Annotated in this window: 22 protein-coding genes and 1 tRNA gene; 15 read left to right on the top strand and 8 right to left on the bottom strand. The window is 65.6% G+C overall.

What is annotated here, in order from left to right:
* Positions 1-56 precede the first annotated feature (56 nt).
* A complete protein-coding gene (locus P7D22_RS01790; RefSeq protein WP_319932478.1) occupies positions 57-1,412 on the top strand; it encodes an NAD(P)-dependent oxidoreductase in 1,356 nt (451 codons plus the stop codon).
* 4 nt (positions 1,413-1,416) lie between these two features.
* A complete protein-coding gene (preA, locus tag P7D22_RS01785) occupies positions 1,417-2,727 on the top strand; it encodes an NAD-dependent dihydropyrimidine dehydrogenase subunit PreA (protein ID WP_319932477.1) in 1,311 nt (436 codons plus the stop codon).
* 50 nt (positions 2,728-2,777) lie between these two features.
* Here preA and P7D22_RS01780 read toward each other — a convergent pair whose 3' ends face one another.
* Genes P7D22_RS01780 through P7D22_RS01770 form a run of 3 tightly spaced genes read right to left on the bottom strand, consistent with a single transcriptional unit; the run spans position 2,778 to position 4,182 of the window.
* Entirely contained in the window at positions 2,778-3,284 is a 507-nt protein-coding gene (locus tag P7D22_RS01780) for a hypothetical protein (RefSeq protein ID WP_319932476.1), read from the bottom strand.
* Complete coding sequence (locus P7D22_RS01775) at positions 3,284-3,490, bottom strand: TOBE domain-containing protein (RefSeq protein ID WP_319932475.1); 207 nt, start codon at positions 3,488-3,490, stop codon at positions 3,284-3,286. The genes P7D22_RS01780 and P7D22_RS01775 overlap by 1 nt, the downstream gene beginning before the upstream one ends.
* Positions 3,491-3,543: 53 nt before the next feature.
* Positions 3,544-4,182 carry a TetR/AcrR family transcriptional regulator gene (locus P7D22_RS01770; RefSeq protein WP_319932474.1) on the bottom strand — a complete coding sequence of 213 codons (639 nt, stop codon included), beginning with the start codon at positions 4,180-4,182 and terminating at the stop codon, positions 3,544-3,546.
* A gap of 134 nt (positions 4,183-4,316) precedes the next feature.
* On the opposite strand from P7D22_RS01770, the gene P7D22_RS01765 reads away from it, so the two are divergent.
* The 4 genes from P7D22_RS01765 to P7D22_RS01750 all read left to right on the top strand — a co-directional run bounded on the left by P7D22_RS01765 (position 4,317) and on the right by P7D22_RS01750 (position 8,594).
* Positions 4,317-5,564, top strand: a complete 1,248-nt coding sequence (locus tag P7D22_RS01765; protein WP_319932473.1) for a Zn-dependent hydrolase — start codon at positions 4,317-4,319, stop codon at positions 5,562-5,564.
* A 26-nt stretch (positions 5,565-5,590) separates the two neighbouring features.
* Positions 5,591-7,018, top strand: coding sequence for a dihydropyrimidinase (gene hydA / locus P7D22_RS01760; RefSeq protein WP_319932472.1), 1,428 nt, complete (start codon positions 5,591-5,593; stop codon positions 7,016-7,018).
* 2 nt (positions 7,019-7,020) lie between these two features.
* Entirely contained in the window at positions 7,021-7,464 is a 444-nt protein-coding gene (locus P7D22_RS01755; RefSeq protein ID WP_319932471.1) for a GNAT family N-acetyltransferase, read from the top strand.
* A gap of 68 nt (positions 7,465-7,532) precedes the next feature.
* Positions 7,533-8,594, top strand: coding sequence for a phosphoesterase (locus P7D22_RS01750; RefSeq protein ID WP_319932470.1), 1,062 nt, complete (start codon positions 7,533-7,535; stop codon positions 8,592-8,594).
* Here P7D22_RS01750 and pncA read toward each other — a convergent pair.
* Together pncA and purB are read right to left on the bottom strand one after the other, a co-directional pair.
* The gene (gene pncA, locus P7D22_RS01745; RefSeq protein WP_319932469.1) at positions 8,575-9,204 is read right to left on the bottom strand and encodes a bifunctional nicotinamidase/pyrazinamidase; all 630 of its coding nucleotides are present in this window, start codon (positions 9,202-9,204) and stop codon (positions 8,575-8,577) included. The two genes, P7D22_RS01750 and pncA, sit on opposite strands and share 20 nt — an antisense overlap.
* A gap of 78 nt (positions 9,205-9,282) precedes the next feature.
* Complete coding sequence (purB, locus tag P7D22_RS01740; protein ID WP_319932468.1) at positions 9,283-10,590, bottom strand: adenylosuccinate lyase; 1,308 nt, start codon at positions 10,588-10,590, stop codon at positions 9,283-9,285.
* A gap of 236 nt (positions 10,591-10,826) precedes the next feature.
* Between purB and P7D22_RS01735 the strand changes: the two genes are divergently transcribed.
* The 6 genes from P7D22_RS01735 to P7D22_RS01710 all read left to right on the top strand — a co-directional run bounded on the left by P7D22_RS01735 (position 10,827) and on the right by P7D22_RS01710 (position 16,453).
* The gene (locus tag P7D22_RS01735) at positions 10,827-11,744 is read left to right on the top strand and encodes a branched-chain amino acid ABC transporter permease (protein ID WP_319932467.1); all 918 of its coding nucleotides are present in this window, start codon (positions 10,827-10,829) and stop codon (positions 11,742-11,744) included.
* 4 nt (positions 11,745-11,748) lie between these two features.
* Positions 11,749-13,137: a high-affinity branched-chain amino acid ABC transporter permease LivM gene (gene livM / locus P7D22_RS01730; protein WP_319932466.1), complete on the top strand. Its 1,389-nt coding sequence runs from the start codon at positions 11,749-11,751 to the stop codon at positions 13,135-13,137.
* Positions 13,137-14,063, top strand: a complete 927-nt coding sequence (locus P7D22_RS01725) for an ABC transporter ATP-binding protein (RefSeq protein ID WP_319932465.1) — start codon at positions 13,137-13,139, stop codon at positions 14,061-14,063. The genes livM and P7D22_RS01725 overlap by 1 nt, the downstream gene beginning before the upstream one ends.
* Positions 14,060-14,827: an ABC transporter ATP-binding protein gene (locus tag P7D22_RS01720; protein WP_319932464.1), complete on the top strand. Its 768-nt coding sequence runs from the start codon at positions 14,060-14,062 to the stop codon at positions 14,825-14,827. The genes P7D22_RS01725 and P7D22_RS01720 overlap by 4 nt, the downstream gene beginning before the upstream one ends.
* Positions 14,827-15,180 carry a DUF6867 family protein gene (locus P7D22_RS01715; RefSeq protein ID WP_319932463.1) on the top strand — a complete coding sequence of 118 codons (354 nt, stop codon included), beginning with the start codon at positions 14,827-14,829 and terminating at the stop codon, positions 15,178-15,180. Before P7D22_RS01720 ends, P7D22_RS01715 begins: the two co-directional genes overlap by 1 nt.
* A 154-nt stretch (positions 15,181-15,334) precedes the next feature.
* Entirely contained in the window at positions 15,335-16,453 is a 1,119-nt protein-coding gene (locus P7D22_RS01710) for a branched-chain amino acid ABC transporter substrate-binding protein (RefSeq protein ID WP_319932462.1), read from the top strand.
* Between the two features lie 63 nt (positions 16,454-16,516).
* Here the strand turns inward: P7D22_RS01710 and P7D22_RS01705 are convergent, their stop codons facing one another.
* Both P7D22_RS01705 and P7D22_RS01700 read right to left on the bottom strand, forming a co-directional pair.
* The gene (locus P7D22_RS01705) at positions 16,517-17,248 is read right to left on the bottom strand and encodes a cytochrome c biogenesis CcdA family protein (protein ID WP_319932461.1); all 732 of its coding nucleotides are present in this window, start codon (positions 17,246-17,248) and stop codon (positions 16,517-16,519) included.
* Positions 17,249-17,360: 112 nt separating this feature from the next.
* A tRNA-Ile gene (locus P7D22_RS01700) sits at positions 17,361-17,433 on the bottom strand.
* A 15-nt stretch (positions 17,434-17,448) separates the two neighbouring features.
* Here P7D22_RS01700 and P7D22_RS01695 point away from each other — a divergent pair.
* The gene (locus P7D22_RS01695; protein ID WP_319932460.1) at positions 17,449-18,291 is read left to right on the top strand and encodes a DnaJ domain-containing protein; all 843 of its coding nucleotides are present in this window, start codon (positions 17,449-17,451) and stop codon (positions 18,289-18,291) included.
* A gap of 64 nt (positions 18,292-18,355) precedes the next feature.
* On the opposite strand, the gene P7D22_RS01690 is transcribed toward P7D22_RS01695, so the two are convergent.
* A complete protein-coding gene (locus tag P7D22_RS01690; protein WP_319932459.1) occupies positions 18,356-20,008 on the bottom strand; it encodes a D-alanyl-D-alanine carboxypeptidase in 1,653 nt (550 codons plus the stop codon).
* 545 nt (positions 20,009-20,553) lie between these two features.
* Here P7D22_RS01690 and clpS point away from each other — a divergent pair.
* On the top strand, positions 20,554-20,946 hold the full coding sequence (gene clpS, locus P7D22_RS01685; protein WP_319932458.1) for an ATP-dependent Clp protease adapter ClpS: 393 nt from the start codon (positions 20,554-20,556) through the stop codon (positions 20,944-20,946).
* A 13-nt stretch (positions 20,947-20,959) separates the two neighbouring features.
* Complete coding sequence (clpA, locus tag P7D22_RS01680) at positions 20,960-23,410, top strand: ATP-dependent Clp protease ATP-binding subunit ClpA (RefSeq protein WP_319932457.1); 2,451 nt, start codon at positions 20,960-20,962, stop codon at positions 23,408-23,410.
* Positions 23,411-23,469 lie beyond the last annotated feature (59 nt).

Below are 23,469 nucleotides of genomic sequence, written 5' to 3'. Positions count from 1 at the left end.
CCAAACTGGGAACCTGACCGCACGGTCAGGTTCATGGCCGGATGTGGGAGGGTGCCATGGGTTATGCCTCCGCCGGGATTGCCAGCCACAGGCTGCCGGCTGACGATTATGCCAAAAATTTCAGCGACCTCACGCCACCCTTCACGCCCCATGAGGCCGTTGTGGCGGCCGACCGTTGTTATTTCTGCTTCGACGCCCCCTGCGTCCAGGCCTGCCCGACCCACATCGACATCCCGCTGTTCATTCGCCAGATCACCACCGGCAACGCGGATGGCGCGGCGGAAACCATTCTCGACGCCAACATCATGGGCGGCATGTGCGCCCGGGTGTGCCCGGTCGAGCAATTGTGCGAGGAGGCCTGCGTCAGGGAGCATGCGGAAGGCAAGCCGGTGCGGATCGGCTCGTTGCAGCGCTATGCCACCGACGCGCTGATGGCCAAGGATCAAGGGCAGCCCTTTGGGCGCCAGCCCGCGACCGGGCGGCGCGTGGCCGTCGTCGGGGCAGGGCCGGCCGGCCTGTCCTGCGCCCATCGCCTCGCCATGCTGGGCCATGACGTCACGATCTTCGACGCCAAGCCGAAGCCTGGCGGCCTCAACGAATACGGTATCGCCACCTACAAGACCACGAACGACTTTGCCCAGCGCGAGGTGGACTTCATCCTGTCGATCGGCGGCATCACGATCCGGCACGACATGGCGCTCCGCCGCGACGTGACGCTGGCGCAGTTGCAGGCCGACCACGATGCCGTCTTCCTCGGCCTGGGGCTGGCCGGCTTCAACAGCCTGAGCGGCTTCCCGCCCTTCGCCGAGGTCACCGACGCAGTGCCGTTCATCGAGGCCTTGCGGCAGGCGCCCGACAAGGCGGCCGTGCCGGTCGGCCGGAAGGTGGTGGTGATCGGCGGCGGCATGACGGCGGTGGATGCCGCCGTGCAGGCCAAGAAACTCGGTGCCGAGGAGGTGACGATCGCCTATCGGCGCGGGCCCGAGCACATGAAGGCCAGCGCCTTCGAACAGGATCTGGCGAAGACCAGCGGCGTGACGATCCGCCATTGGGTCACCCCCACCGGCTTCGAGGGCCGGGAGGGTCGGCTGGTGGCCGCCAGTTTCACCCATGCACCGCCCGGTCTGAACGGGTCTGCCGAGCCGCTCAGCATTCCGGCCGACATGGTGCTGGCCGCCATCGGCCAGACGTTCGACGGCGATCCGCTCGATGGCGCCATGACGCTTTCAGGCGGCCGCATTCTGGTGGATGCGGAGCGGCGCACCTCCGTGCCGGGCCTGTGGGCCGGTGGCGATTGCGTGTTCGGTGGCCAGGATCTGACGGTCGCGGCCGTGGAGGACGGCAAGCAGGCGGCCTTGTCGATCGACCGGGCCCTGCGCGATGCTCAACCCTCGTCCCAAGCGGCGGAGTGAACCCATGGCCAGCCTTGCCACCGATTTTCTTGGCATCAAGTCGCCGAACCCGTTCTGGCTCGCCTCGGCGCCCCCGACCGACCGCTACATCAACGTCACCCGCGCGTTCCGGGCCGGCTGGGGCGGGGTGGTGTGGAAGACGCTTGGCGAGGACGGACCGCCGGTCGTCAACGTGTCGGGCCCGCGTTACGGCGCCATCTATGGGTCCGACCGGCGGCTGATCGGCCTCAACAACATCGAACTCATCACCGACCGGCCGCTGCAGGTGAACCTGCAGGAGATCAAGCAGGTCAAGCGCGAGTGGCCCGACCGCGCCATGGTGGTGTCGATCATGGTGCCCTGCGAGGAGGAAAGCTGGCGCCGCATCCTGCCGCTGGTGGAGGATACCGGCGCCGACGGCATCGAGCTCAATTTCGGTTGCCCGCACGGCATGTCCGAGCGCGGCATGGGGTCGGCCGTAGGACAGGTCCCGGAATACATCGAGATGGTGGCGCGGTGGTGCAAGGCCACCACTCGCATGCCGGTGATCGTCAAGCTGACGCCCAACATCACGGACATCCGCCGCCCGGCCCGCGCCGCCAAGGCCGGCGGCGCCGATGCCGTGTCGCTCATCAACACCATCAATTCGGTGATGGGCGTCGATCTCGACCGCATGTGCCCGACCCCGCATGTCGACGGCAAGGGCACCCATGGCGGCTTCTGCGGCCCGGCCGTGAAACCCATCGCACTCTCCATGGTGAGCGAGATCGCCCGCGATCCCGAAACCTACGGCCTGCCGATCTCGGCGATCGGCGGCATCACGACGTGGCGCGACGCGGCCGAGTTCATGGCCATGGGGGCCGGCACCGTGCAGGTCTGCACCGCCGCCATGACCTACGGCTTCAAGGTCGTCGAAGAGATGATCACCGGCCTTCAAGGCTGGATGGACAGCAAGGGGTACCGCGACCTCGAGGCGTTCCGGGGCAGGGCGGTCGGCAACACCACCGATTGGCAGTTCCTTAACCTGAACTATGCCGTCAAGGCCCGCATCGACCAGGACCTCTGCATCAAGTGCGGCCGCTGCCACATCGTGTGCGAGGACACTTCGCATCAGGCGATCTGGCCGGTGGTCAACGGGCAGCGCAAGTTCGTCGTCAACGACGCCGAATGCGTGGGCTGCAACCTGTGTGCGGACGTGTGCCCGGTGGACGGCTGCATTTCGATGGAGCCGCAACACCAGGGCGTCGACCCGCGCACCGGCCTCGACTACGGCCGACCCTACGCCAACTGGACCACGCATCCGAACAACCCGGCCGCACGGGTCACGGCCGAATAAGTCCCGTTCCGGCCCTCAGGCCCGACCGCAGGCGGGCGTGAGGGATCGCATCATTGTTCCTTCGGCAGCACTTCGAGCTTCAGCGTGTCGGATGCCGCATCGCTGATCTCGATCGTGGCAGGCCCGACCGCCATCGGAAACCGCACGCTTTTGTGCACGACCTTGCAGCTGTGGCTGCCGGTGAAGCCGCTTTGCTTCACCGTCTTGCCGTTCTGCTCGACATCGACCCAGGCCTCGTCGGACAGCGTCACCTGATAGGTGTCGGCGGCCGCGAACGGCGGCAGCGTGAAGGTGCCGCCGTAGGCCGGCGCGTGCTTCGGCGTGCGGCCGGGCGATACCGCGTAGCCGACCGAGTCCTGCGGGACGAGCTTCAGCGTCACGGCTTCGGAGACGCCGGGAAGGGTTGCGCCGCTCGCGACGGAAGGCAGGCCTTCGCCCTTGAAGGCCGTCATCTCGCGGTTCATCGGCCACTTGAAGCTGGTGCAATCGGCGTCCTGCGCCTGGACGGGGCCGGCCAGCAGCGCGAGGGGCGACGCGAAAAGCGAGACGGCGCGCATCAATCGACCCCGACCATGACGTCGGACGCCTTGATGACCGCATAAGCATCCTGGCCCACCGTCAGCCCGAGGTCGGCCACGGCCTCATTGGTGATGGACGCCGTCACCACCGACCCGCCGACGTCGATGCGGACATGCGAAGTGGTTTGACCCTTGATGATGTCGAGGATCTTGCCTTTGATCTGATTACGGGCGCTGAGACGCATCGATGGCTCCATGAAAGCCACAACCATGCGCGACGCCCCGGCGGGCGACAAGACTATTCGGGCGCGATGTCGGCACGAGGCGCAGCCAGGACGCCGCCGACCAGGATCGCGATCACCTGCCGCTTGGCCTCCGCAAAGGCCGCGTCGTCGAGCGCCATGCCTCCGTTCAAGGTGGCGATCTGATGCGCGAAATCCGCGTAATGCTGGGTCGTGGCCCAGATCATGAAGAACAGCGTGCGCGGCTCGACCGGTTTCAGGGCGCCCGCTTCGATCCAGCGTCGCACCACGGCGCCCCGCGATTCGACCCAGTCCCGCAGCGTCGTTTCCAGAAAATCCTGGATTTCCGGCGCCCCGCGCAGGATTTCGCTGGCAAAAATGCGGGACCCTTGTGGCCGTTGCCGCGCCAGATCCATCTTGGCCCCGATATAGCGGCCCAGCACTTCGGCCGGTGGGGCGTCGGCCTCGAAGGCCTCGGCGGCCGACAGCCACGCGGTCAGCACGCCCTTCAACACCTGGCGGTAGAGCTCGGCCTTGGTGGCGAAGTAATAATGCAGGTTGGCCTTCGGCAACCCGGCCCGGGCGGCGATCTCGGCCGTCGTCGCGCCGCTGAAGCCACGCTCGGCGAAGACCGCTTCGGCGGCTGCCAGGATGGCGTCTTCGTGGCCGGTCCGTATCGATGAAGGCTGTCGCATCCTGCCCATAAGATTTGCAGCAGCCTCTAGACAAGGTGCAGGATGGAGCCGGTCGGGAGTTTGACCATCCGGTCAGAATGACGCTAGCCTCCGGGTGCCTTCGCATCTCAGCGGCGCGGTCACAAGAGTTCTGGATGTCCGACCTGTCCAACATCCGCATCGATGGCCGACGGCTGTGGGACAGCCTGATGCAAATGGCCGAGATCGGGGGAACCGAGAAGGGTGGCTGCAAACGCCTGACCCTGACCGATGTCGACCGGCAGGGGCGGGCGCTGTTCACGCAATGGTGCGAGTCGGCCGGGCTGACGATGAGCATCGACGACATGGGCAACATGTTCGCGCGACGGGCCGGGCAGGACCCGAGCCTCGCTCCGGTGATGATGGGCAGCCATCTCGACACCCAGCCGACCGGTGGCAAGTTCGACGGCGTGCTCGGTGTTCTGGGCGCCCTCGAGGTGATACGAACCCTCGACGATCTGAAGATCAAGACGAGGCGGCCGATCGAGATCGCCAATTGGACCAACGAGGAAGGCTCCCGCTTCGCGCCGGCGATGATCTCGTCCGGCGTCTTCGCGGGCGCCTATACGCGGGACTTCGCTTATGGGCTGACCGACGCCGACGGGCTCCGCTTCGGCGACGAGTTGGAGCGCATCGGCTTCAAGGGGTCGGAGCCGGTGGGCGAGCGGCCCGTGCATGCCTTCTTCGAACTGCACATCGAGCAGGGGCCGATCCTGGAGGACGAGGCCGTAGAGATCGGCGTCGTGACGCACGGGCAGGGCCAGCGCTGGTTCGAGGTGGTGCTGACCGGCTTCGAAAGCCACGCCGGATCGACCCCGATGCCGCGCCGCCGTGACGCCCTGCTGGGTGCCGCCCGCGTGGTCGAACTCGTCAATGGGCTTGGGCTCGCTCATCCGCCGCTCGCGGTGGCCACCTGCGGCATGCTGAACCCGTATCCGAACAGCCGCAACGTCATCCCGGGCCAGGTCTTCCTCACCTGCGAATTTCGCCACCCCGAAGCCGCAACGCTCGACGCCATGGAACATGACCTGCGCGACGGCATCGCCCGCATCGCGGCTGCCACCAAGCTCGAGGCCGAGGTCAAAAAGGTGTTCGACTACCCGCCTGTGCCGTTCGACGCGGGCTGCATCGCGTCGGTGCGGCGCGGTGCCGAAGCTTATGGCTACAGCCATCGCGACATCGTGTCGGGTGCCGGCCACGACGCCTGCTACCTGGCCCGCGTGGCCCCGACCGCGATGATCTTCACGCCCTGCGTCGATGGTGTCAGCCACAACGAATCCGAAGACATCAAGCCCGAATGGGCGACGGCCGGCGCCCAGGTGCTGATGCACGCCGTGCTCGAGACGGCGGACGTCGTCGGCTGAACCCCTGAACGGACGGAGGACGCATCATGTCGCTGGTCATCAAGGGAGGCACCGTCGTGACGGCCGACCGCACCTTCGCGGCCGACGTGCTGATCGAAGGCGAAGTCATCGCGGCGATCGGGCCAAACCTGTCGGGTGACACGATCGTCGACGCGACAGGCTGCTATGTCATGCCGGGCGGCATCGACCCGCACACCCACCTGGAAATGCCCTTCATGGGCACCACCACGGTCGACGACTACGCGATAGGCACCCGGGCGGCGCTGTCGGGCGGCACCACCATGGTGGTGGATTTCTGCATCCCCGACCACGGTCAGGGCCTGATGGACGCGATGGCGGACTGGGACCGCCGGGGCAGGGGCGCGGCCGCCGATTATTCGTTTCACATGGCCATCGTCGAATGGGACGAGCGGGTCAGCCGCGAAATGGCCGATGTGGTGGCGCGCGGCGTCACCACCTTCAAATATTTCATGGCCTACAAGGGCGCCCTGATGGTCGACGACGGCCAAATGTTCGCCTCGTTCCGGCGCTGCACCGAGCTCGGCGCCATGCCGCTCGTCCATGCCGAGAACGGCGAGGTCGTGGCGGCGCTGCAAAAGCATTACATGGACATCGGCATCACCGGCCCCGAGGCGCATGGCTATTCGCGCCCCCCGGAGGTCGAGGGCGAGGCCGCCAATCGCGCCATCATGCTGGCCGACCAGGCGGGTGTGCCGCTCTACATCGTCCATACCTCCTCGATCCCGGCCCACGAGGCGATCCGCCGGGCACGGGCACAAGGCAAGCGGGTCTACGGCGAACCGCTGATCCAGCACCTGTGCCTCGATGAAAGCGAATACCTCAACCCGGACTGGGACCATGCGGCGCGACGTGTGATGTCGCCGCCGTTCCGGGCCAAGCACCACCAGGATGACCTTTGGCACGGGCTGCAATCCGGGTCGTTGCAGGTGGTGGCCACCGACCATTGCGCCTTCATGACCGAACAGAAACGCTTCGGCCGCGGTGATTTCACCAAGATCCCGAACGGTACCGGCGGGCTCGAGGACCGGATGCCGGTGCTGTGGACCCGGGGTGTCGCCACCGGGCGGCTGACCATGAACGAGTTCGTGGCCGTGTCCTCGACCAACATTGCCAAGATCCTCAACATCTACCCCCGCAAAGGTGCGATCGCGGTGGGATCGGACGCCGACATCGTGGTGTGGGACCCGAAGGCCAGCAAGGTGATCTCGGCCAAGACCCAGAAGTCGGCGATCGACTACAACGTCTTCGAGGGCATTGCCTGCGAGGGTCTGCCGCGGGTGACGCTGTCGCGCGGCACAATCGTCTACCAGGAGGGCAAGGTCCTGGCCGAACCCGGACGCGGACAGTTCATCGCCCGTGAGCCATTCCCGGCCGCCGCAAAGGCGCTCGGCCTTTGGAAAGAAACATCGGCGCCGCGCAGCGTCGCGCGATGACGATGGATCTCGCAGAACCCCAGCCGGTCGTCGTCGCTTTCGGATCGGCCCTGCATCGCGACACCCTGGCGTTTCGGAACGCCCATCTACGCCGCCCCATCGGGCTGGTGCAGACCGAGGCGGAACTCGTCGGTGAGGCCGAGCAGATGCACATGGCCCTGGTGCGGGATGGCTCGGTGCTTGGCACCGTGGTGCTGAAGCATGGACACGGCGGCATCGCCAAGCTGCGCCAGATGGCGATCGATCCCGGCCTCAGAGGCACGGGTGCGGGGCGACACCTCGTGGCCTTTGCGGAATCTCATGCGCGCCAGGCGGGAGCCCGTCGGATCGAGTTGCATGCCCGGATCAGCGCCCGCGGCTTCTACGAGCGATTGGGCTATCTGGCGTTCGGTCCGGAGTTCCTTGAGATGACGCTGCCGCACATCGCCATGGCGCGCGACATTTAGCGGCTGCACGCCGACCGGAACCGCGTGGCGTCGTATGGGTTCGGGCAGGGACGATGAGGAGCCTGCCCTTGCCCACCGATACCGCGATCCGCTTCGAACAGGCCTTCTCCCGCTTCGACGCCACGAAGCCGATCCTGGTCGTCACCCATAACGATGCCGACGGCCTATCGGCCGGAGCTATCTTCCAGCGTGCCTTTGCGGCTTTGCGCCGAGCCTCGGAGGTGCGGGTGCTCGGACGCGGCGAGTCGGCCTGGGACGATGCGATTCAGGCCGAATGGCGCGACCGAGATCTCGGTGGCATGATCGTCGCCGATCTCGGCACGCGCGGCGGCCCGCTCGGCACCGACGCGACGACAATCCTGATCGACCACCACGTGCCGACCGGTGTGCCGGACGGCGTCACGGTGTTGTCCGGCTTCGATGAAGATCCGATTCCGACCAGCAGTTTGCTGGCGCTTCGCTGCGCCGCGCCGCTGACCGGCAACGACGACCTGTTATGGCTGGCGGCCGTCGGCCTCATCGGCGACCTCGGTGACAAGGCGCCCTTCGAGGCGTTGGCGACGGCCCGAGCCCGCTTCGGCGTGACAGCCCTCAAGGATTTGGTGGCGCTCGTCAACGCGCCGCGCCGGGCATCGGCTGGCGACGCCGGGCCGGCGCTGCAGCTTCTGTTGCAGGCCGAAAGCCCGAAGGACGCGCTGAAGGGGTCTCATCCGGAACGGGCGTTGCTTCAAGCCGCGCGGGAGGAGGTGAAGGCGGCGCTGGAGATCGGCAAGCGTCAGCCCCCTCGGGTCGTGGGGGATGTGGCCTTGATCGCCCTCGATACGGCCTGCCAGATCCATCCCCTGGTGGCCCAGGCCTGGCGCATGCGGCTGAAAGACAAGATCGTCATCGCGGCCAACACCGGCTACCGGCCGGGCTGGGTGCATTTCGCGACCCGCAGCGCCACCGGCCGCAACCTGATCGAGTTTTTGCGCACGGTTCGACCTGAGGGTGCCGACGATCATTACGGCAATGGGCACGAGCAGGCGACCGGCGGCGCCCTGCGGACCCAGGATTGGCCGGAGTTCCTCGACCGACTCGGTTTTTCGCCCGCGCCCTGGGGCTTGCGGGCTAGAAGTCCGCCAGCGTGAGCGGACGCACGCCGGCCGCCTTCATGTCCTGCGCGGCCCGTGCCATCGATCCGGCTGCGTCAATGCCGCGGGTCGCATCGGTGACGAGCCACGTTTCAAAACCGGCGCGTGCGGCATCGATGGCGCTCCAGCCCGCACAAAAATCGGTGGCGAGGCCGCACACCACCACGCGGCGCAACCCGCGCTCGCGCAGGTAGCCCGCGAGACCAGTGCCGGTGCGCCCATCGGCTTCCACGAAGGCCGAATAGCTGTCGAGCGCGCGTCGGTAGCCCTTGCGGATGATCAGCTCCGCACGCGGGATGTGCAGGCCATCCGCCAGCGCCGCGCCGGGTGACCCCTGCACGCAATGGTCTGGCCATAACATCTGGCTGCGCCCGTCCGGCAAAGCCACGCTGCCGAAGGGCGTCTGGCCCGAGTGGCTCGACGCAAACGAGACATGGCCGGCGGGGTGCCAGTCCTGGGTCAGCACCACATGGGCGAAGCGACCCGCGAGGTCGCGGCAGGGTGCCACGATCTCGTCGCCCCCGACCACCGCCAAGGCGCCGCCGGGGAGGAAGTCGTTCTGCACGTCGACGACCAGCAGGACGTCGGTGGCTTCCGGTACGAACATGCTGGCTCCGGGTTGGTGGGCATCCTTGCTGGGGTCGGCCCGGTGCTACGCGCCGGGCGGCATGTCGCTAAGCGACCGTCACGCCGTCCCGAACACGCGGGCGAAGATCGTTTCGACGTGCTTGAAATGATAGTCGAGGTTGAACAGGCCCTCGATCGTTTCCGGCGACAGCTTGGCCGACACCTCGGGATCCGCCTTCAACAGCGGCAGGAACGCGCCCTCGCCCCGCCACACCGGCATGGCGTTGCGTTGCACCAGCCGATAAGCGTCTTCGCGCGAAACGCCGGCTTGCGTCAAAGCCAGCAGCACGCGCTGCGAATGCACGAGGCCCCCGAGCCGGTCGAGGTTCTTCTGCATGGTCTCGGGATAGATCAGCAGCTTGTCGACCACGCCGGCGAGCCGCGCCAGGGCGAAGTCGAGCGTTACCGTGGCATCCGGCCCGATCATGCGTTCCACCGACGAATGCGAAATATCGCGTTCGTGCCAGAGCGCGACGTTCTCGAGCGCCGGTGTGACCATGCCGCGCACGAGCCGCGCCAGACCCGTGACATTCTCGGTCAGCACCGGGTTGCGCTTGTGCGGCATCGCCGAGGAGCCCTTCTGCCCCGGCGAGAAATATTCCTCGGCCTCCAGCACCTCGGTCCGCTGCAGGTGGCGGATCTCCACGGCGAGCCGCTCCATGCAGGACGCCACGACCCCGAGCGTCGCGAAGAACATCGCGTGACGATCGCGCGGGATCACCTGGGTGGAGATCGGCTCGATGCTGAGGCCCATCTTGGCCGCCACATGGGCTTCGACGCGCGGGTCGATGTTGGCGAAGGTGCCGACCGCGCCCGACAAGGCGCAGGTTGCAATTTCCTGGCGCGCCAACACCAGGCGGGCGCGGCAGCGGTCGAATTCTGCGTAAGCGTAGGCGAGCTTCAGCCCGAAGGTGACCGGCTCGGCGTGAATGCCGTGCGATCGGCCAATCGTTGCCGTGAACTTATGCTCGATCGCCCGCTTCTTGAGCGCCGCCAGCAGGGCGTCGACGTCGGCGATCAGGATGTCGGCGGCCCGGCTGAGCTGCACCGCCAAACAGGTGTCGAGCACATCCGAGGATGTCATCCCTTGATGCACGAAGCGGGATTCCGGCCCGAGGAACTCGGACAGATGGGTCAGGAAAGCGATGACGTCGTGCTTGGTTTCGCGCTCGATGGCGTCGATGCGCTCGACATCGAAGGTCACATCGCCCGCCTTGGCCCAGATCGCCTCGGCATCCGCCTTCGGGGTGACGCCGATCTCCGCCAGGGCATCCGCCGCATGCGCCTCGATCTCGAACCAGATGCGGAAGCGCGCCTGCGGCTCCCACAGCTTGACCATGGCGGGGCGGGAATAGCGCGGGATCATGGGCGGCTCGGTGTGAGGCAGGGTGATAGGTGTCGCCCTAGCATGGGGCAGGGCGGGATGACAGCCGCAAGCCCACCGCGGCTTGTGGCCGGCCCGCACCGTTGTTGGGGATTCCGCGTCCAACCTGTGACGGAAAAAAGACAGAGTGATTGCTCAACGGCATAGCACTTGCTAATCGCTTTGCACGTGATGCGGTTCTGCCGTGCGCGGCATGCAAAGCGGAGCTGACGCAGCGAATGGAACTCTTCCTCCAGCAGCTCATCAATGGGCTGACGCTCGGATCGATCTACGGGCTGATCGCCATCGGCTACACGATGGTCTTCGGCATCATCGGCATGGTCAATTTTGCGCATGGCGACGTGTTCATGCTGTCGGCCTTTATCGCGCTCATGATCTTCACGATCCTGACGCAACTGCTCGGCGTCACATCGCTGCCCTTCGCCTTCGTGGTTGTGTTGCTCGGCGCCATGGTGCTGACGGCTTTGTGGAACTGGGCCATCGAGCGGGTCGCCTACCGACCGTTGCGCGGCTCGTTCCGCCTGGCACCGCTCATCTCGGCCATCGGCATGTCGATCTTCCTGTCGAACTTCGTCCAGGTGGTGCAGGGCCCGCGCAACAAGACCATTCCGCCGATGTTCGATCAGGTGATCCACGTCACCTCCGGCGGCACCTATGACGTGACGCTGTCGATCAAGCAGATCCTCATCATGGTGGTGACGGCCGTTCTGCTGCTGGGCTTCTGGTACCTCGTGCAGAAGACCTCGCTTGGCCGTGCCCAGCGGGCTTGCGAGCAGGACCGCCGGATGGCCGCCCTGCTGGGCATCGATGTCGACCGTACCATCTCGCTCACCTTCGTGATCGGCGCCGCATTGGCGGCCGTCGCGGGCGTCCTCTACATGAGCTATTACGGCGTGGTGAACTTCGCCGATGGCTTCATTCCGGGCGTCAAGGCCTTCACGGCCGCGGTGCTGGGCGGCATCGGCTCGTTGCCGGGCGCCGTCCTTGGCGGCCTGCTGATCGGACTGATCGAGGTGTTCTGGTCGGCATATTTTTCAGCCGACTACAAGGATGTCGCTGCCTTCTCGATCCTGGCCATCACGCTGATCTTCATGCCCTCCGGCCTGCTCGGCCGGCCCGAGATCGAGAAGGTCTGAGCCGATGCAGATCCAGGCCAGCAAGCCCGTGGTGGCCCAGGCGGTCGAGCCCGGCTTCGACCTCGGGGCCGCCGTCAAGGACGCGGGCTTCGCGGCCCTGGTGACGCTCGGGCTTTCGTTCCCGATCCTCGCCTTCCGCACCCAGGAAGACATGTCGAACCACCTTGTGGTGGTGCCGCGTTGGTCCTGGCCTATCGTGGCCGCCATTCTGGTGTTCGTCGGCCGGCTCGGGTCGTTGGCGTTCCGGGCCAGGCGGGGCGCCACGCCATCGCGGGCCGCGCGGGCGCCCTCGCGCTCTTCGGCCTTTCTGGTCCAATATGCCGCCTGGTTCGGCATCGCGGCGTTGATCGCCTTTCCGCTCGTGATGGTGCTGGCACTCGGAGCCGGCGGCTCGCTGAAGTGGATCAACAATTACGGCATCCAGATTCTCATCTATGTGATGCTGGGCTGGGGTCTGAATATCGTGGTCGGCCTGTCGGGCCTGCTCGACCTCGGCTACGTAGCGTTCTACGCGGTCGGCGCTTATTCCTACGCGCTGTTGTCCACCACCTACGGTCTCAGCTTCTGGGTCTGCCTGCCGCTCGCCGGCATCTTGGCGGCCTTCTGGGGCGTCATCCTGGGCTTTCCGGTGCTGCGACTTCGGGGCGATTATCTCGCCATCGTGACGCTGGCCTTCGGCGAGATCATCCGGCTGGTGTTGATCAACTTCACCGATCTCACCAACGGGTATGCGGGCATCTCGTCGATCCCGCGCGCCACCTTCTTCGGGGTGCCGTTCACCGATGGCGACGACGGTTTCGCGCACATGTTCGGCCTTGAATTCTCGCCAATCCAGCGCACCATCTTTTTGTTCTACCTCATTCTCGCCCTGGCGCTTCTCACCAACGCAGTGACGTTGCGGCTGCGGCGCCTGCCGGTCGGGCGCGCCTGGGAAGCCCTGCGGGAGGACGAGATCGCCTGCCGGTCGCTCGGGATCAATACTACCAACACCAAGCTGACCGCGTTTGCGCTCGGCGCCATGTTCGGCGGCTTCGCGGGTTCGTTCTTCGCGGTGCGCCAGGGGTTCGTCAGCCCGGAATCCTTCACCTTCATCGAATCGGCCACGATCCTGGCCATTGTGGTGCTGGGCGGCATGGGCTCGCAGATCGGCGTTGCCCTCGCGGCGGTGTTGATGATCGGCGGCACCGAAATCCTGCGCGAGCTCGACTTCCTGAAAGCGGTGTTCGGCAACAACTTCGATCCCGTACAATACCGCATGCTGATCTTCGGGGCCGGCATGGTGGCCATGATGATCCTCAAGCCGCGCGGCATCATCTCGACCCGCACGCCCTCCATCTTCCTCAAGGAGCGCAGGGCCATCTCCGGAGACCTCGTGAAGGAAGGGCACGGCTGATGGCGTCTTGGGAAACGGACCCGCTGCTCGTCGTCGAGCACCTTACGATGCGGTTCGGTGGCCTCGTGGCCGTCAACGGCCTCAGCTTTTCGGTGGGGCGCAGCGACATCACGGCGCTGATCGGTCCCAACGGCGCCGGCAAGACCACGGTCTTCAACTGCGTCACGGGCTTCTACAAACCGACCGAAGGGCGCCTCGCCCTGGCCCGACAGGGCATCGCGGCGGCCCCGGACGTCGCGCACCTGACCAGCACGGGCTCGCGTCACGGACGCAGCAATTCGGGCGACGTCTACCTGCTGGAGCGCATGCCCGGCCACGAGATCGCCGGGCAGGCCCGCGTGGCCCGCACATTCCAGAACATCCGCCTGTTCACCGGCATGACGGTGCTCGAAAACCTGCTCGTGGCGCAGCACAATGCCTTGATGAAGGCTTCCGGCTTCACGATCGGCGGCATCCTTGGTCTCGGCGGCTACAAGGCCAAGGAAAAGGCGGCCGTCACCAAGGCCACCGAATGGCTCGACCGCATCGGCCTCCTGAACCGGGCCGACGATCCGGCCGGAGACCTGCCTTATGGCGACCAGCGGCGTCTCGAGATCGCGCGCGCCATGTGCACCGACCCGATCCTGTTGTGTCTCGACGAACCGGCCGCGGGTCTCAACCCGCGCGAGTCGCTCGAACTCAACACGCTTCTCCGCACGATCCGCAAGGACCACGCCACAGCCGTGCTGCTGATCGAGCACGACATGAGCGTCGTGATGGAGATCTCGGACCACGTGGTGGTGCTCGATTACGGCACCAAGATCGCCGACGGCACGCCGGCGCAGATCCGCGACGACCCGAAGGTGATCGCCGCCTATCTGGGCGTCGAGGACGAGGAGGTCGAAGAGGTCGAACACGAGATCGACCTGGCCGAGGAGGCATCGTGAGCGTCGCAACCGAGACCGTGTCGCTCCGACCCGCGGCTGGCGTGACGCCGCTGCTGACCATCCGCGGCGTGAAGACCTATTACGGCAAGATCGTCGCCCTGAAGGGCGTCGATCTCGATGTCAACCAGGGTGAAATCGTCACCCTAATCGGCGCCAATGGCGCCGGCAAATCGACTCTGATGATGACCATCTTCGGCAGCCCGCGGGCCCGCGAAGGCGTGATCTCGTTCGACGGCCGGGACATCACGCGGATGCCGACGCATGAGATCGCCCGCCTGTCGATCGCCCAATCGCCGGAAGGGCGGCGAATCTTCGGCCGCATGACGGTTTACGAGAACCTGCAGATGGGCGCCTCCATCAACAAGTTCGCGTATTTCGATCAGGATCTCGAGCGCGTCTTCGTGCTGTTCCCGCGTCTCAAGGAGCGCATCCATCAGCGTGGCGGCACCATGTCGGGCGGCGAGCAGCAGATGCTGGCGATCGCTCGGGCGCTGATGAGCCGGCCGCGCCTGCTGCTGCTCGACGAGCCTTCGCTCGGATTGGCGCCGCTGATCGTCAAGCAGATCTTCGACGCCATTCGACACCTCAACAAGGAAGAAGGGCTGACGGTGTTCCTGGTGGAGCAGAACGCGTTCCATGCCCTGAAGCTGGCCGACCGCGGCTATGTGATGGTGAACGGGCTCGTCACCATGTCGGGCACCGGACGTGAGCTGTTGGCCAAGCCGGAAGTGCGCGCCGCCTATCTCGAGGGAGGGCATCACTGATGAACGGCTTGCTTTACACCGCCGACGATGGCGGGTTGCTGCATTTCCTGCTGATCACGGTGCTGATCGGCGGCGTGCTGGCCTGGCAGGCCGGGCGCGCCATTGCCGGAACATGGCGCGGCTTCTGGATGGTGCCGCTCTACATGCTGCTGCTCGCGGCCGGTGTGCGCTTCCTTCACTATGCGCTCGTTGGCGAAGACCTGTTCAGCCTGCAATATTTCGTCGTTGCATTCGTGCTGGCCTGCTTGGCGTCCGGCTATGGCTATCGGTCGCGCCGCTCGGAACAGATGAGCACGCAATATTCCTGGATCTATCGTCGTTCGGGTCCGCTCGGATGGGCCATGAAATCTTGACCCTGCGGTTCTTCACCACCGCAAGGAAAAGACGGCGCCCATCTGCCGCGAATCGACGTGACAAGCTTTGGAAGATGCGCAACATTTCCAGAGTGGATCGCTTGGCTCGGCGCCCAACCACTGCTGATAGTCTTTCAACGTATCGGGGATTGATATGAAACAACTTGGATTGACCGGCTTCGTGCTGGCCGCGGGCCTGGCCTTTGCCGGTGCCGCCCATGCGGACATCAAGCTCGGTGTGGCGGGCCCGATCACCGGCGCCAATGCCGCCTTCGGGGCGCAGCTGCAGCGCGGCACCGAACAGGCCGTCGAGGATCTGAACGCCAAGGGCGGCGTGCTCGGCCAGAAGATCTCGGTCGAGGTCGGTGACGATGCCGGCGACCCAAAGCAGGGCGTTTCGGCCGCGAACCGCTTCGTCGGCGACGGCGTCAAGTGGGTGGTGGGCCACTTCAACTCGGGCATCTCGATCCCGACCTCCGACGTCTACGAAGAAAACGGGATGCTGCAGATCACCCCGGCATCCACCAACCCGAAGTTCACCGAAACCGGCAAGTGGAACACGTTCCGCACCTGCGGGCGCGATGACCAGCAGGGCGACGTTGCGGCGAAGTACATCGTCGACAACTTCAAGGGAAAGAAGATCGCCATTCTTCACGACAAGACCACCTACGGTAAGGGTCTCGCCGACGCCACCAAGGCAGCCATGAACAAGGCCGGCGTCAAGGAAGTGGTCTACGAGGGCGTCAACACCGGCGAAAAGGATTATTCGGCCGTCGTTTCGAAGGTGAAGGCGTCCGGCGCCGACCTGGTTTATTGGGGCGGCCTGCATCCCGAAGGCGGCCTGATCCGCCGCCAGATGACCGACCAGGGCATCAAGGCCGTGATGATGTCGGGCGACGGCATCACCGACAACGAGTTCGCGGCCATCGCCGGCCCGGGTGCCGAGGGCACCCTGATGACCTTCGGCCCCGAGGCAAAGAACCGCCCCGAGAACGCCGCCATCGTGAAGGAGTTCACCGACAAGAACTTCGATCCGCAGGCCTATACGCTGTATAGCTATGCGGCCGTGCAGGTGATGGCGGAAGCCGCCGAAGCCACGAAGTCGGTCGACCCCAAGAAGATGGCCGAATACATGCACGCCGGCCACACGTTCAAGACCGTGCTGGGTGATCTGTCCTTCGACAAAAAGGGCGACCTGAGCAAGGCCGGCTACGTGATGTACACCTGGAAGAAGGGCCCGGACGGCAAGATCACCTATTTCGAAAACAAGTGATCCGTCGCCGTCTCGTCTAAGAATTGTCTCGGCCCCCGATCCTTGCGGATCGGGGGCTTTGTTTTATCCAAGTGCCGCCAGACCCGGGAAGGTCTGCAGGAGCCAGAACGACAGGCTCTGCATGCCGCCGCTCAGAAAGGCGAGGCCCGTCAACACCAGCAATCCTCCGGCCACCTTCTCGACGGCTGGGAAATAACGACGAAAGCCGCGTGAAAACCGCACGAAGCCTCCGACCATGAAGGCCGATGCCACGAAGGGCAGGCCGAGGCCGGCCGAATAGGCCGCCAGAAGTGCCGCGCCGCGGCCGACCGTGGCTTCCGATCCGGCGATCGCCAGGATCGCGGCCAGGATCGGTCCGATGCAAGGCGTCCAGCCGAACGCGAAGGCGAGGCCCATCAGGTAAGCAGGGCCGAGACCCGTCGCCCGTTCCACGCTGACGCGCTTCTCCCGATACAGGAAGGCGAGCCTGAACAGCCCAAGGAAGTGCAGCCCCATGACGATGATCGCGAGGCCGGCCGCAGCCGACAGCAGGGTGTCGAAGCGGCGGATCAACTGCCCGAAAGCCGAGGCGGTGGCGCCGAGCGCCACGAAAACCGTGGTGAAGCCGGCTACGAAGACGAGGCTCGCCAGCACGATCTGCCGGCGCGAGCGGCCGTCGCTTTTGTGCTGCAGGGTATCGAGCGTGGTACCGGCGAGGTAGCACAGGTAGGGCGGCACGAGCGGCAGCACGCAGGGGCTGAGAAACGAGACCAGACCTGCCAGGAAAGCGGCCGTAACGCTGATATGGGGTGACATCCCCCGTCCTAGCCGAGAAGCGGGGCCGCGCTCAACAGCACCCGGACGCGTTTTGGCGACCACCGATCGAAGAGGCTGAGCCACCAAGCGGCCCGAGAACCCGAAGTGCCGGTGGGCCGGGAGGGACTTGAACCCCCAACCAGACCGTTATGAGCGGCCGGCTCTAACCATTGAGCTACCGGCCCGTGCCGTGACGCGGGATGGCAGAACCCTACACGCGAGCCGTTAACAAGACCAGCCTGATGCCGCCCGGCACGGCCTTGCGCGGCGCGGTGTGGCGGGCCAGAACCGCCGCCATGCCCATGCTCGTCGCCGGCCTTCTTCTGCTCTGGCTGTCCTCCATTCTGCTGAGGGGCGTTCAACGCGCCAATCCTGCGGCGCTGGCCCGGCTGCTCCGGCAGGGCGGCGGCAGCATCGCCTTGCTGCTCGCGGCCGCCATGATCCTGCGCGGCGAGTTGAACGTGGCGCTGCTGGCGGCTGGCGTGGGGCTATGGCTCGTGGCGAAGCCGGCAGGCGCCTCGAGACGATTGTGGGCATCCTGGCCGGGCGGCTTCACGGGGCGGGTGAGACCCGACGCGGGTCCGATCCGCGTCCGCACCAACACGCTCGATGTGGTCATCGACCGCGCTGCTGGCCTGATGCGCGGTCAGTTCACCGGCGGTCCTCATGCGGGACGGCTGCTCGAATCCTTGTCAGGCCCCGAATGTGCTGCGAGCTATCGCTGGTGCATCGGTGCCGATCCCGAGGCCGCTCGCGTGCTGGAAGCTTATCTCGACGGCCGGTTTCCCGGATGGCGCGTAGCAGCGGAGTTCGGTGATGACACGCGGCGCACGGAGGCGGGCGGCAGGACGGGGCGCCCGGTGCGCATGCCGGACCACGAGGCTTACCATGTGCTTGGCCTTGCGGAAGGCGCGAGCGGGGAGGAGATCGCGCGCGCCCACCGGGCCCTCATGAAGCTGCATCACCCCGACCATGGTGGCTCCACCGCGATGGCGGCCCGGGTGAACGAAGCCAAAGATGTTTTGATGCGCCGGCATCGGTGAACTCGCTACGCTTGATGCTGAACAGGCGGTCGGGCGGCCGAGGCCGTCCGGGGCGAAGGGCGACTCAATCCTTGGTGGCAAAGCACGCGAAGCCCGACCGCTTCAGGGTCCGGCACGCGTCCTGAGCCTGATCCGGGCCCAGGCCCGCGAAGCGGGCGCGATACAGGAGCGTACGTCCCTTGCGCACCTTCTCGGTGACGGGTCGCGCCGAGCCGAGGGCCGAGCGGCCGTCCGTCTTCGCCTTGTCGAGCAGGGCATCGGCTTCCCGGGCGGTTTTGGTGGCGCCGACCTGGATGGTCCAGTCGCCACGCCCTTGCGGCGAAGCGGCGGCGTCACGCGTGTCGGCCCGACCGGGCCTGATAGACGAGGTCACGTCGTCGGCAGCCGCGCTGGCCACCCGCACGGGCTTGGCAGGCACGGCGGCTTGCCGGGCCGGTGCCGCGCCGGTGACCCACTTCATGCTGGATGGGGTCGCGGTTGCAGGTGTCACGGCGTCGCGATCGGTCGGAACGACTCGGCTGCTCGTTGAGCCGTCGAGCGCGCTTCGGCCGCGATCGGCCGCCAGCACTGCAGGACCACGGGCGGTCTCAGCAGTGCGCGGCGCGCCTGTCACGAAGGCGGGACGCACATCGGCCGTCCGCATGCGCTTCATCGGCATGGGCGGCACCGCCATGGTCGGCGCGATGAGGCTCGGGCTGGCGCTGACGGTCGGGCTGCTGTCATGGGCTTCGGCATCGCCACCGTCGGCGTCGTCGTCCTGCTGCGCCACCGTGGCGGCAGGCTCCTCGATGGGCTTTTCTTCCTCGATCTTACCGGCGACGCGCGTCGGTGCGGCCTGTTCGAGGTGCTGGGCGATCAGCCCTTCCATGATGTGGTCGCGACCGGCCGCCGACTTGCCGCCCATCACCACGGCCACGATGTGGTGGCCGCCACGATTGACGTTCGACAGCAGGTTGAAACCGGACGCGTTGGTATAGCCGGTCTTGATGCCGTCCATGCCTTCCACCCGTTCCATCAGGTGGTTGTGGTTCGCCATGGTCTCGCCCGCATAGGTGAAGCTCGGGGTCGAGAAGAAGTGGTAGTAGGTCGGGAAGCGGTCCTGAATGGCGCGGCCGAGCAGCGCCAGATCGTGTGCCGTGGTAATCTGCCGGTTGTCCGGCAGACCCGAGGCATTGACGTAAACGGTGCGGAACATGCCAAGCGCATGCGCCTTGCGGGTCATCAGTTCCGCGAAATGATCTTCGTCGCCGCCACCGACGGCTTCCGCCACCGCGACCGCCATGTCGTTGGCGGATTTGGTCACGATGGCCTTGATGGCGTCCTCGACGCGGATCGTCGAGCCGGGCCGCAGGCCCAGCTTGGTGGGCGTCATGCTGGCGGCGTGCCGCGACACGGGGATGCGGGTGTCGAGGCTGATGTCACCCGACTGCAGCTTCTCGAACAGGAGGAACAGCGTCATCACCTTGGTGATCGACGCAGGATGGCGAAGCTCGTTCTCGCGGTCGGCGTAAAGGGTGCGGCCGGTGTTGACGTCCACCACCAGCGCCGCAAAGGCCGGCGACGATTGCGCCGAGCCGGAGGGGCGCGCATGGGCCGCTCGAACGCCGTGATGATGGCCGCGCGCTTCGGCAGTCGTCGAGGCGATCAGCGCAAGAGCCAGCCCGAGGCCCGCCAAGGCGCGCCTGCGACCGCTCGCTGTGCTGTTGAGAACCACCATCGCCAACCTCGATCGCGTGATGCCGTCCGGGGTACGGAATGGCGGCACCGTGACCCGAAGGGCACGCAAGGAAAGGCTATGACAGCGCAGTTACAGCGCCGTTAATGCGGCCCGGGATGGTGTCCGCGATCGTTCGAAACCGATGCAATCCGCCATCTTCGAACCGCCGTGCGGCACCGCAGCATTCTCCCTGCCAACCCAAACGGCGGGCGCCTGCTAAGCCGATCGGAGATCCACGGTCGGTCAGCGCCGCTCAGGTGAACCGCGCCGGCACCGCGGCGACGAGGCCGCCCCTGCGAGACGCAACCTGCACGCCATTCCGTTCGGCTGTTCGGCGGGCATTGCTGCGCTGGCGTTGCAATAGGGCAACAAGCGTGCCAGCATTCCCGCATGCTCGGCAGCCTTGAACGCGCCATGATCGAAACGCAGATTCCTGACGCTGCCGCTTCGGCCCACTCTGGCAAAGGTGCGCTGCGATACCCATGTCCCACCCAAGGGCGCCATCCTGGGCAGCCTGCCGCCGCAACTGCAAGGACATCGCCATCGTGACGGTCGGATACGCGCGCCCGGTCCATGACCTCACGGGTGCATCGAGCCGGCCTGTTCCACGGGCGGCCCGGGAGCCGCGACGCAACGGGGATGGGGCGGGAACGTCCGTCATCACTCGACCGAAGACGCAGACCAAGAAGCCGAGCATGTACCGTGTGCTGCTTCTGAACGACGACTACACGCCGATGGAATTCGTTGTCGCCGTGCTGCGGAAATATTTCAACAAAACGGCCGATGAGGCCAGCAACATCATGTTGCACGTGCACCACCATGGGGTCGGCGAATGCGGTGTATTCACCTACGAGGTGGCCGAAACTAAAGTGACGCAGGTCATGGACTTCGCGCGCAAGAACCAACATCCTTTGCAGTGCATCATGGAAAAGAAGTGAGGCCGGTGCCGACATGCCCGCATTTTCACGTTCGCTCGAACAGTCCCTCCACCGCGCGCTGGCCATCGCCAACGATCATCACCATGAATACGCGACGCTCGAACATCTTCTGCTTTCGCTGATCGACGACGGCGACGCCAATGCCGTGATGAAGGCTTGCTCGGTCGATGTCGACGCTTTGAAGAAGACGCTGGTCGACTACATCGACCAGGAGCTCGAAAGCCTCGTGGCAGAAGGCAATGACGATGCGAAGCCGACGGCCGGCTTCCAGCGTGTCATCCAGCGCGCCCACATCCATGTGCAATCGTCTGGCCGCGAAGAAGTGACGGGAGCCAACGTGCTCGTGGCCATCTTCGCGGAACGCGAAAGCCACGCGGCCTATTTCCTGCAGGAACAGGACATGACCCGCTACGATGCGGTCAATTACATCAGCCACGGCATCGCGAAGCGACCCGGCACCACCGACAGCAGCAAGGGTCCGCGCGGTTCGGACGACGACAACGAAGGTCGAGAAGGCAAGGACGGCAAGGAGCAGGGCGACTCGAAGAAGAAGGAAGGCGCTCTTGAGGCTTATTGCGTCAACCTCAACAAGAAGGCCCGCGATGGCCGCATCGATCCGCTGATCGGCCGCGAGACCGAGGTGCAGCGCACCATCCAGGTGCTTTGCCGTCGCCAGAAGAACAATCCCCTGCTGGTCGGCGACCCAGGTGTCGGCAAGACCGCCATCGCGGAGGGCCTGGCCCGCAAGATCATCAAGAACGAAGTTCCCGAGGTGCTGGCCGGCGCCACGGTGTTCGCGCTCGACATGGGCACGCTTCTCGCTGGCACGCGCTATCGCGGCGACTTCGAAGAACGGCTGAAGCAGGTCATGAAGGAGGTCGAGAACCACAAGGGTGCGATCCTCTTTATCGATGAGATCCATACGGTGATCGGGGCTGGTGCGACCTCGGGTGGGGCCATGGATGCCTCGAACCTGCTGAAGCCCGCCTTGGCCCAGGGGTCGCTGCGCTGCATCGGCTCGACCACCTACAAGGAATACCGTCAGTATTTCGAGAAGGACCGGGCCCTCGTGCGACGGTTCCAGAAGATCGACGTGAAGGAGCCGACCGTCACCGACGCGGTGGAAATCCTGAAGGGTCTCAAGCCTTATTTCGAGGAGTTCCACAAGGTCCGCTACACCGCGGAAGCCGTTCGGGCCGCAGTGGAACTGTCGGCACGCTACATCCATGACCGCAAGCTGCCCGACAAGGCGATCGACGTGATCGACGAAACGGGCGCCAGCCAGATGCTGCTGCCTGAGCCGAAGCGAAAGAAGACGATCGGCATCAAGGAGATCGAGGCCACCATCGCCACGATGGCCCGCATCCCGCCGAAATCCGTGTCGAAGGACGACGCCGAAGTGCTCCAGCACCTCGACGACACCTTGAAGCGCGTGGTTTATGGACAGGATGCGGCCATTGCGGCCCTGACCTCGGCCATCAAGCTCGCCCGCGCCGGTTTGCGCGATGGCGAGAAGCCGATCGGCTGCTACCTTTTTTCCGGCCCCACGGGTGTCGGCAAGACAGAAGCGGCTCGTCAGCTTGCGTCCGGCCTCGGTGTCGAATTGGTCCGTTTCGACATGTCGGAATATATGGAGCGCCACACGGTAAGCCGACTGATCGGTGCACCGCCCGGTTACATCGGCTTCGATCAGGGCGGTCAGTTGACCGATGCGATCGATCAGCACCCGCATTGCGTGCTGCTGCTCGATGAAATCGAGAAGGCCCATCCGGATCTGTTCAACATCCTGCTTCAGGTCATGGACCACGGAAAGCTGAGCGATCAGCATGGCAAGCAGGTCGACTTCCGCAATGTCATTCTGATTATGACGACGAATGCGGGGGCGGCCGATATGGCGCGAGAGGCGATCGGGTTCGGCCGGTCCAAGCGGACGGGCGACGATGTCGAGGCGATCAACAAGCTGTTCACGCCGGAATTCCGTAACCGGCTCGATGCCGTGGTGCCGTTCGGCCATCTGCCGGTGTCGGTGATCGGCAAGGTGGTGGACAAGTTCGTCTTGCAGCTCGAGGCGCAGTTGGCGGATCGCAATGTGGCGATCGAGCTGACCGAGGAAGCCCGCAAGTGGCTGATCGACAACGGCTACGATGAGGCCATGGGTGCCCGCCCGATGGGGCGTGTCATCCAGCAGCACATCAAGACGCCGCTGGCCGACGAGGTGCTGTTCGGTCGTTTGAAGAATGGTGGGACGGTTCGCGTGGTGGTGTCGGGCGGCGAAGGGGCCGAGCGCAAGCTTGGATTCGTGTTCCCCGAAGGACCTGTGCTGCCGCGGCCGGAACGCGACATCGTCGAGGCTGGCAAGAAGCGGAAAGCCAAGGCCGAGGGTGAGGCGTCGGACACGGACGGCGGGTCCGGCGACGATGCCGCCGACGACACGGATGCCAAGTCGGTCACGGCACGTTCCTGATCCACATCCGTCTGGTATGAACCAAAAGGGGCTCCGGGCCGACGAGGTCCGAAGCCCCT

Source organism: Lichenihabitans sp. Uapishka_5 (assembly GCF_033947565.1).
Lineage (GTDB): Bacteria > Pseudomonadota > Alphaproteobacteria > Rhizobiales > Beijerinckiaceae > Lichenihabitans.
The sequence above is the reverse complement of the archived record's forward strand: the minus strand, read 5'-3'. Positions and strand labels throughout refer to the sequence as shown.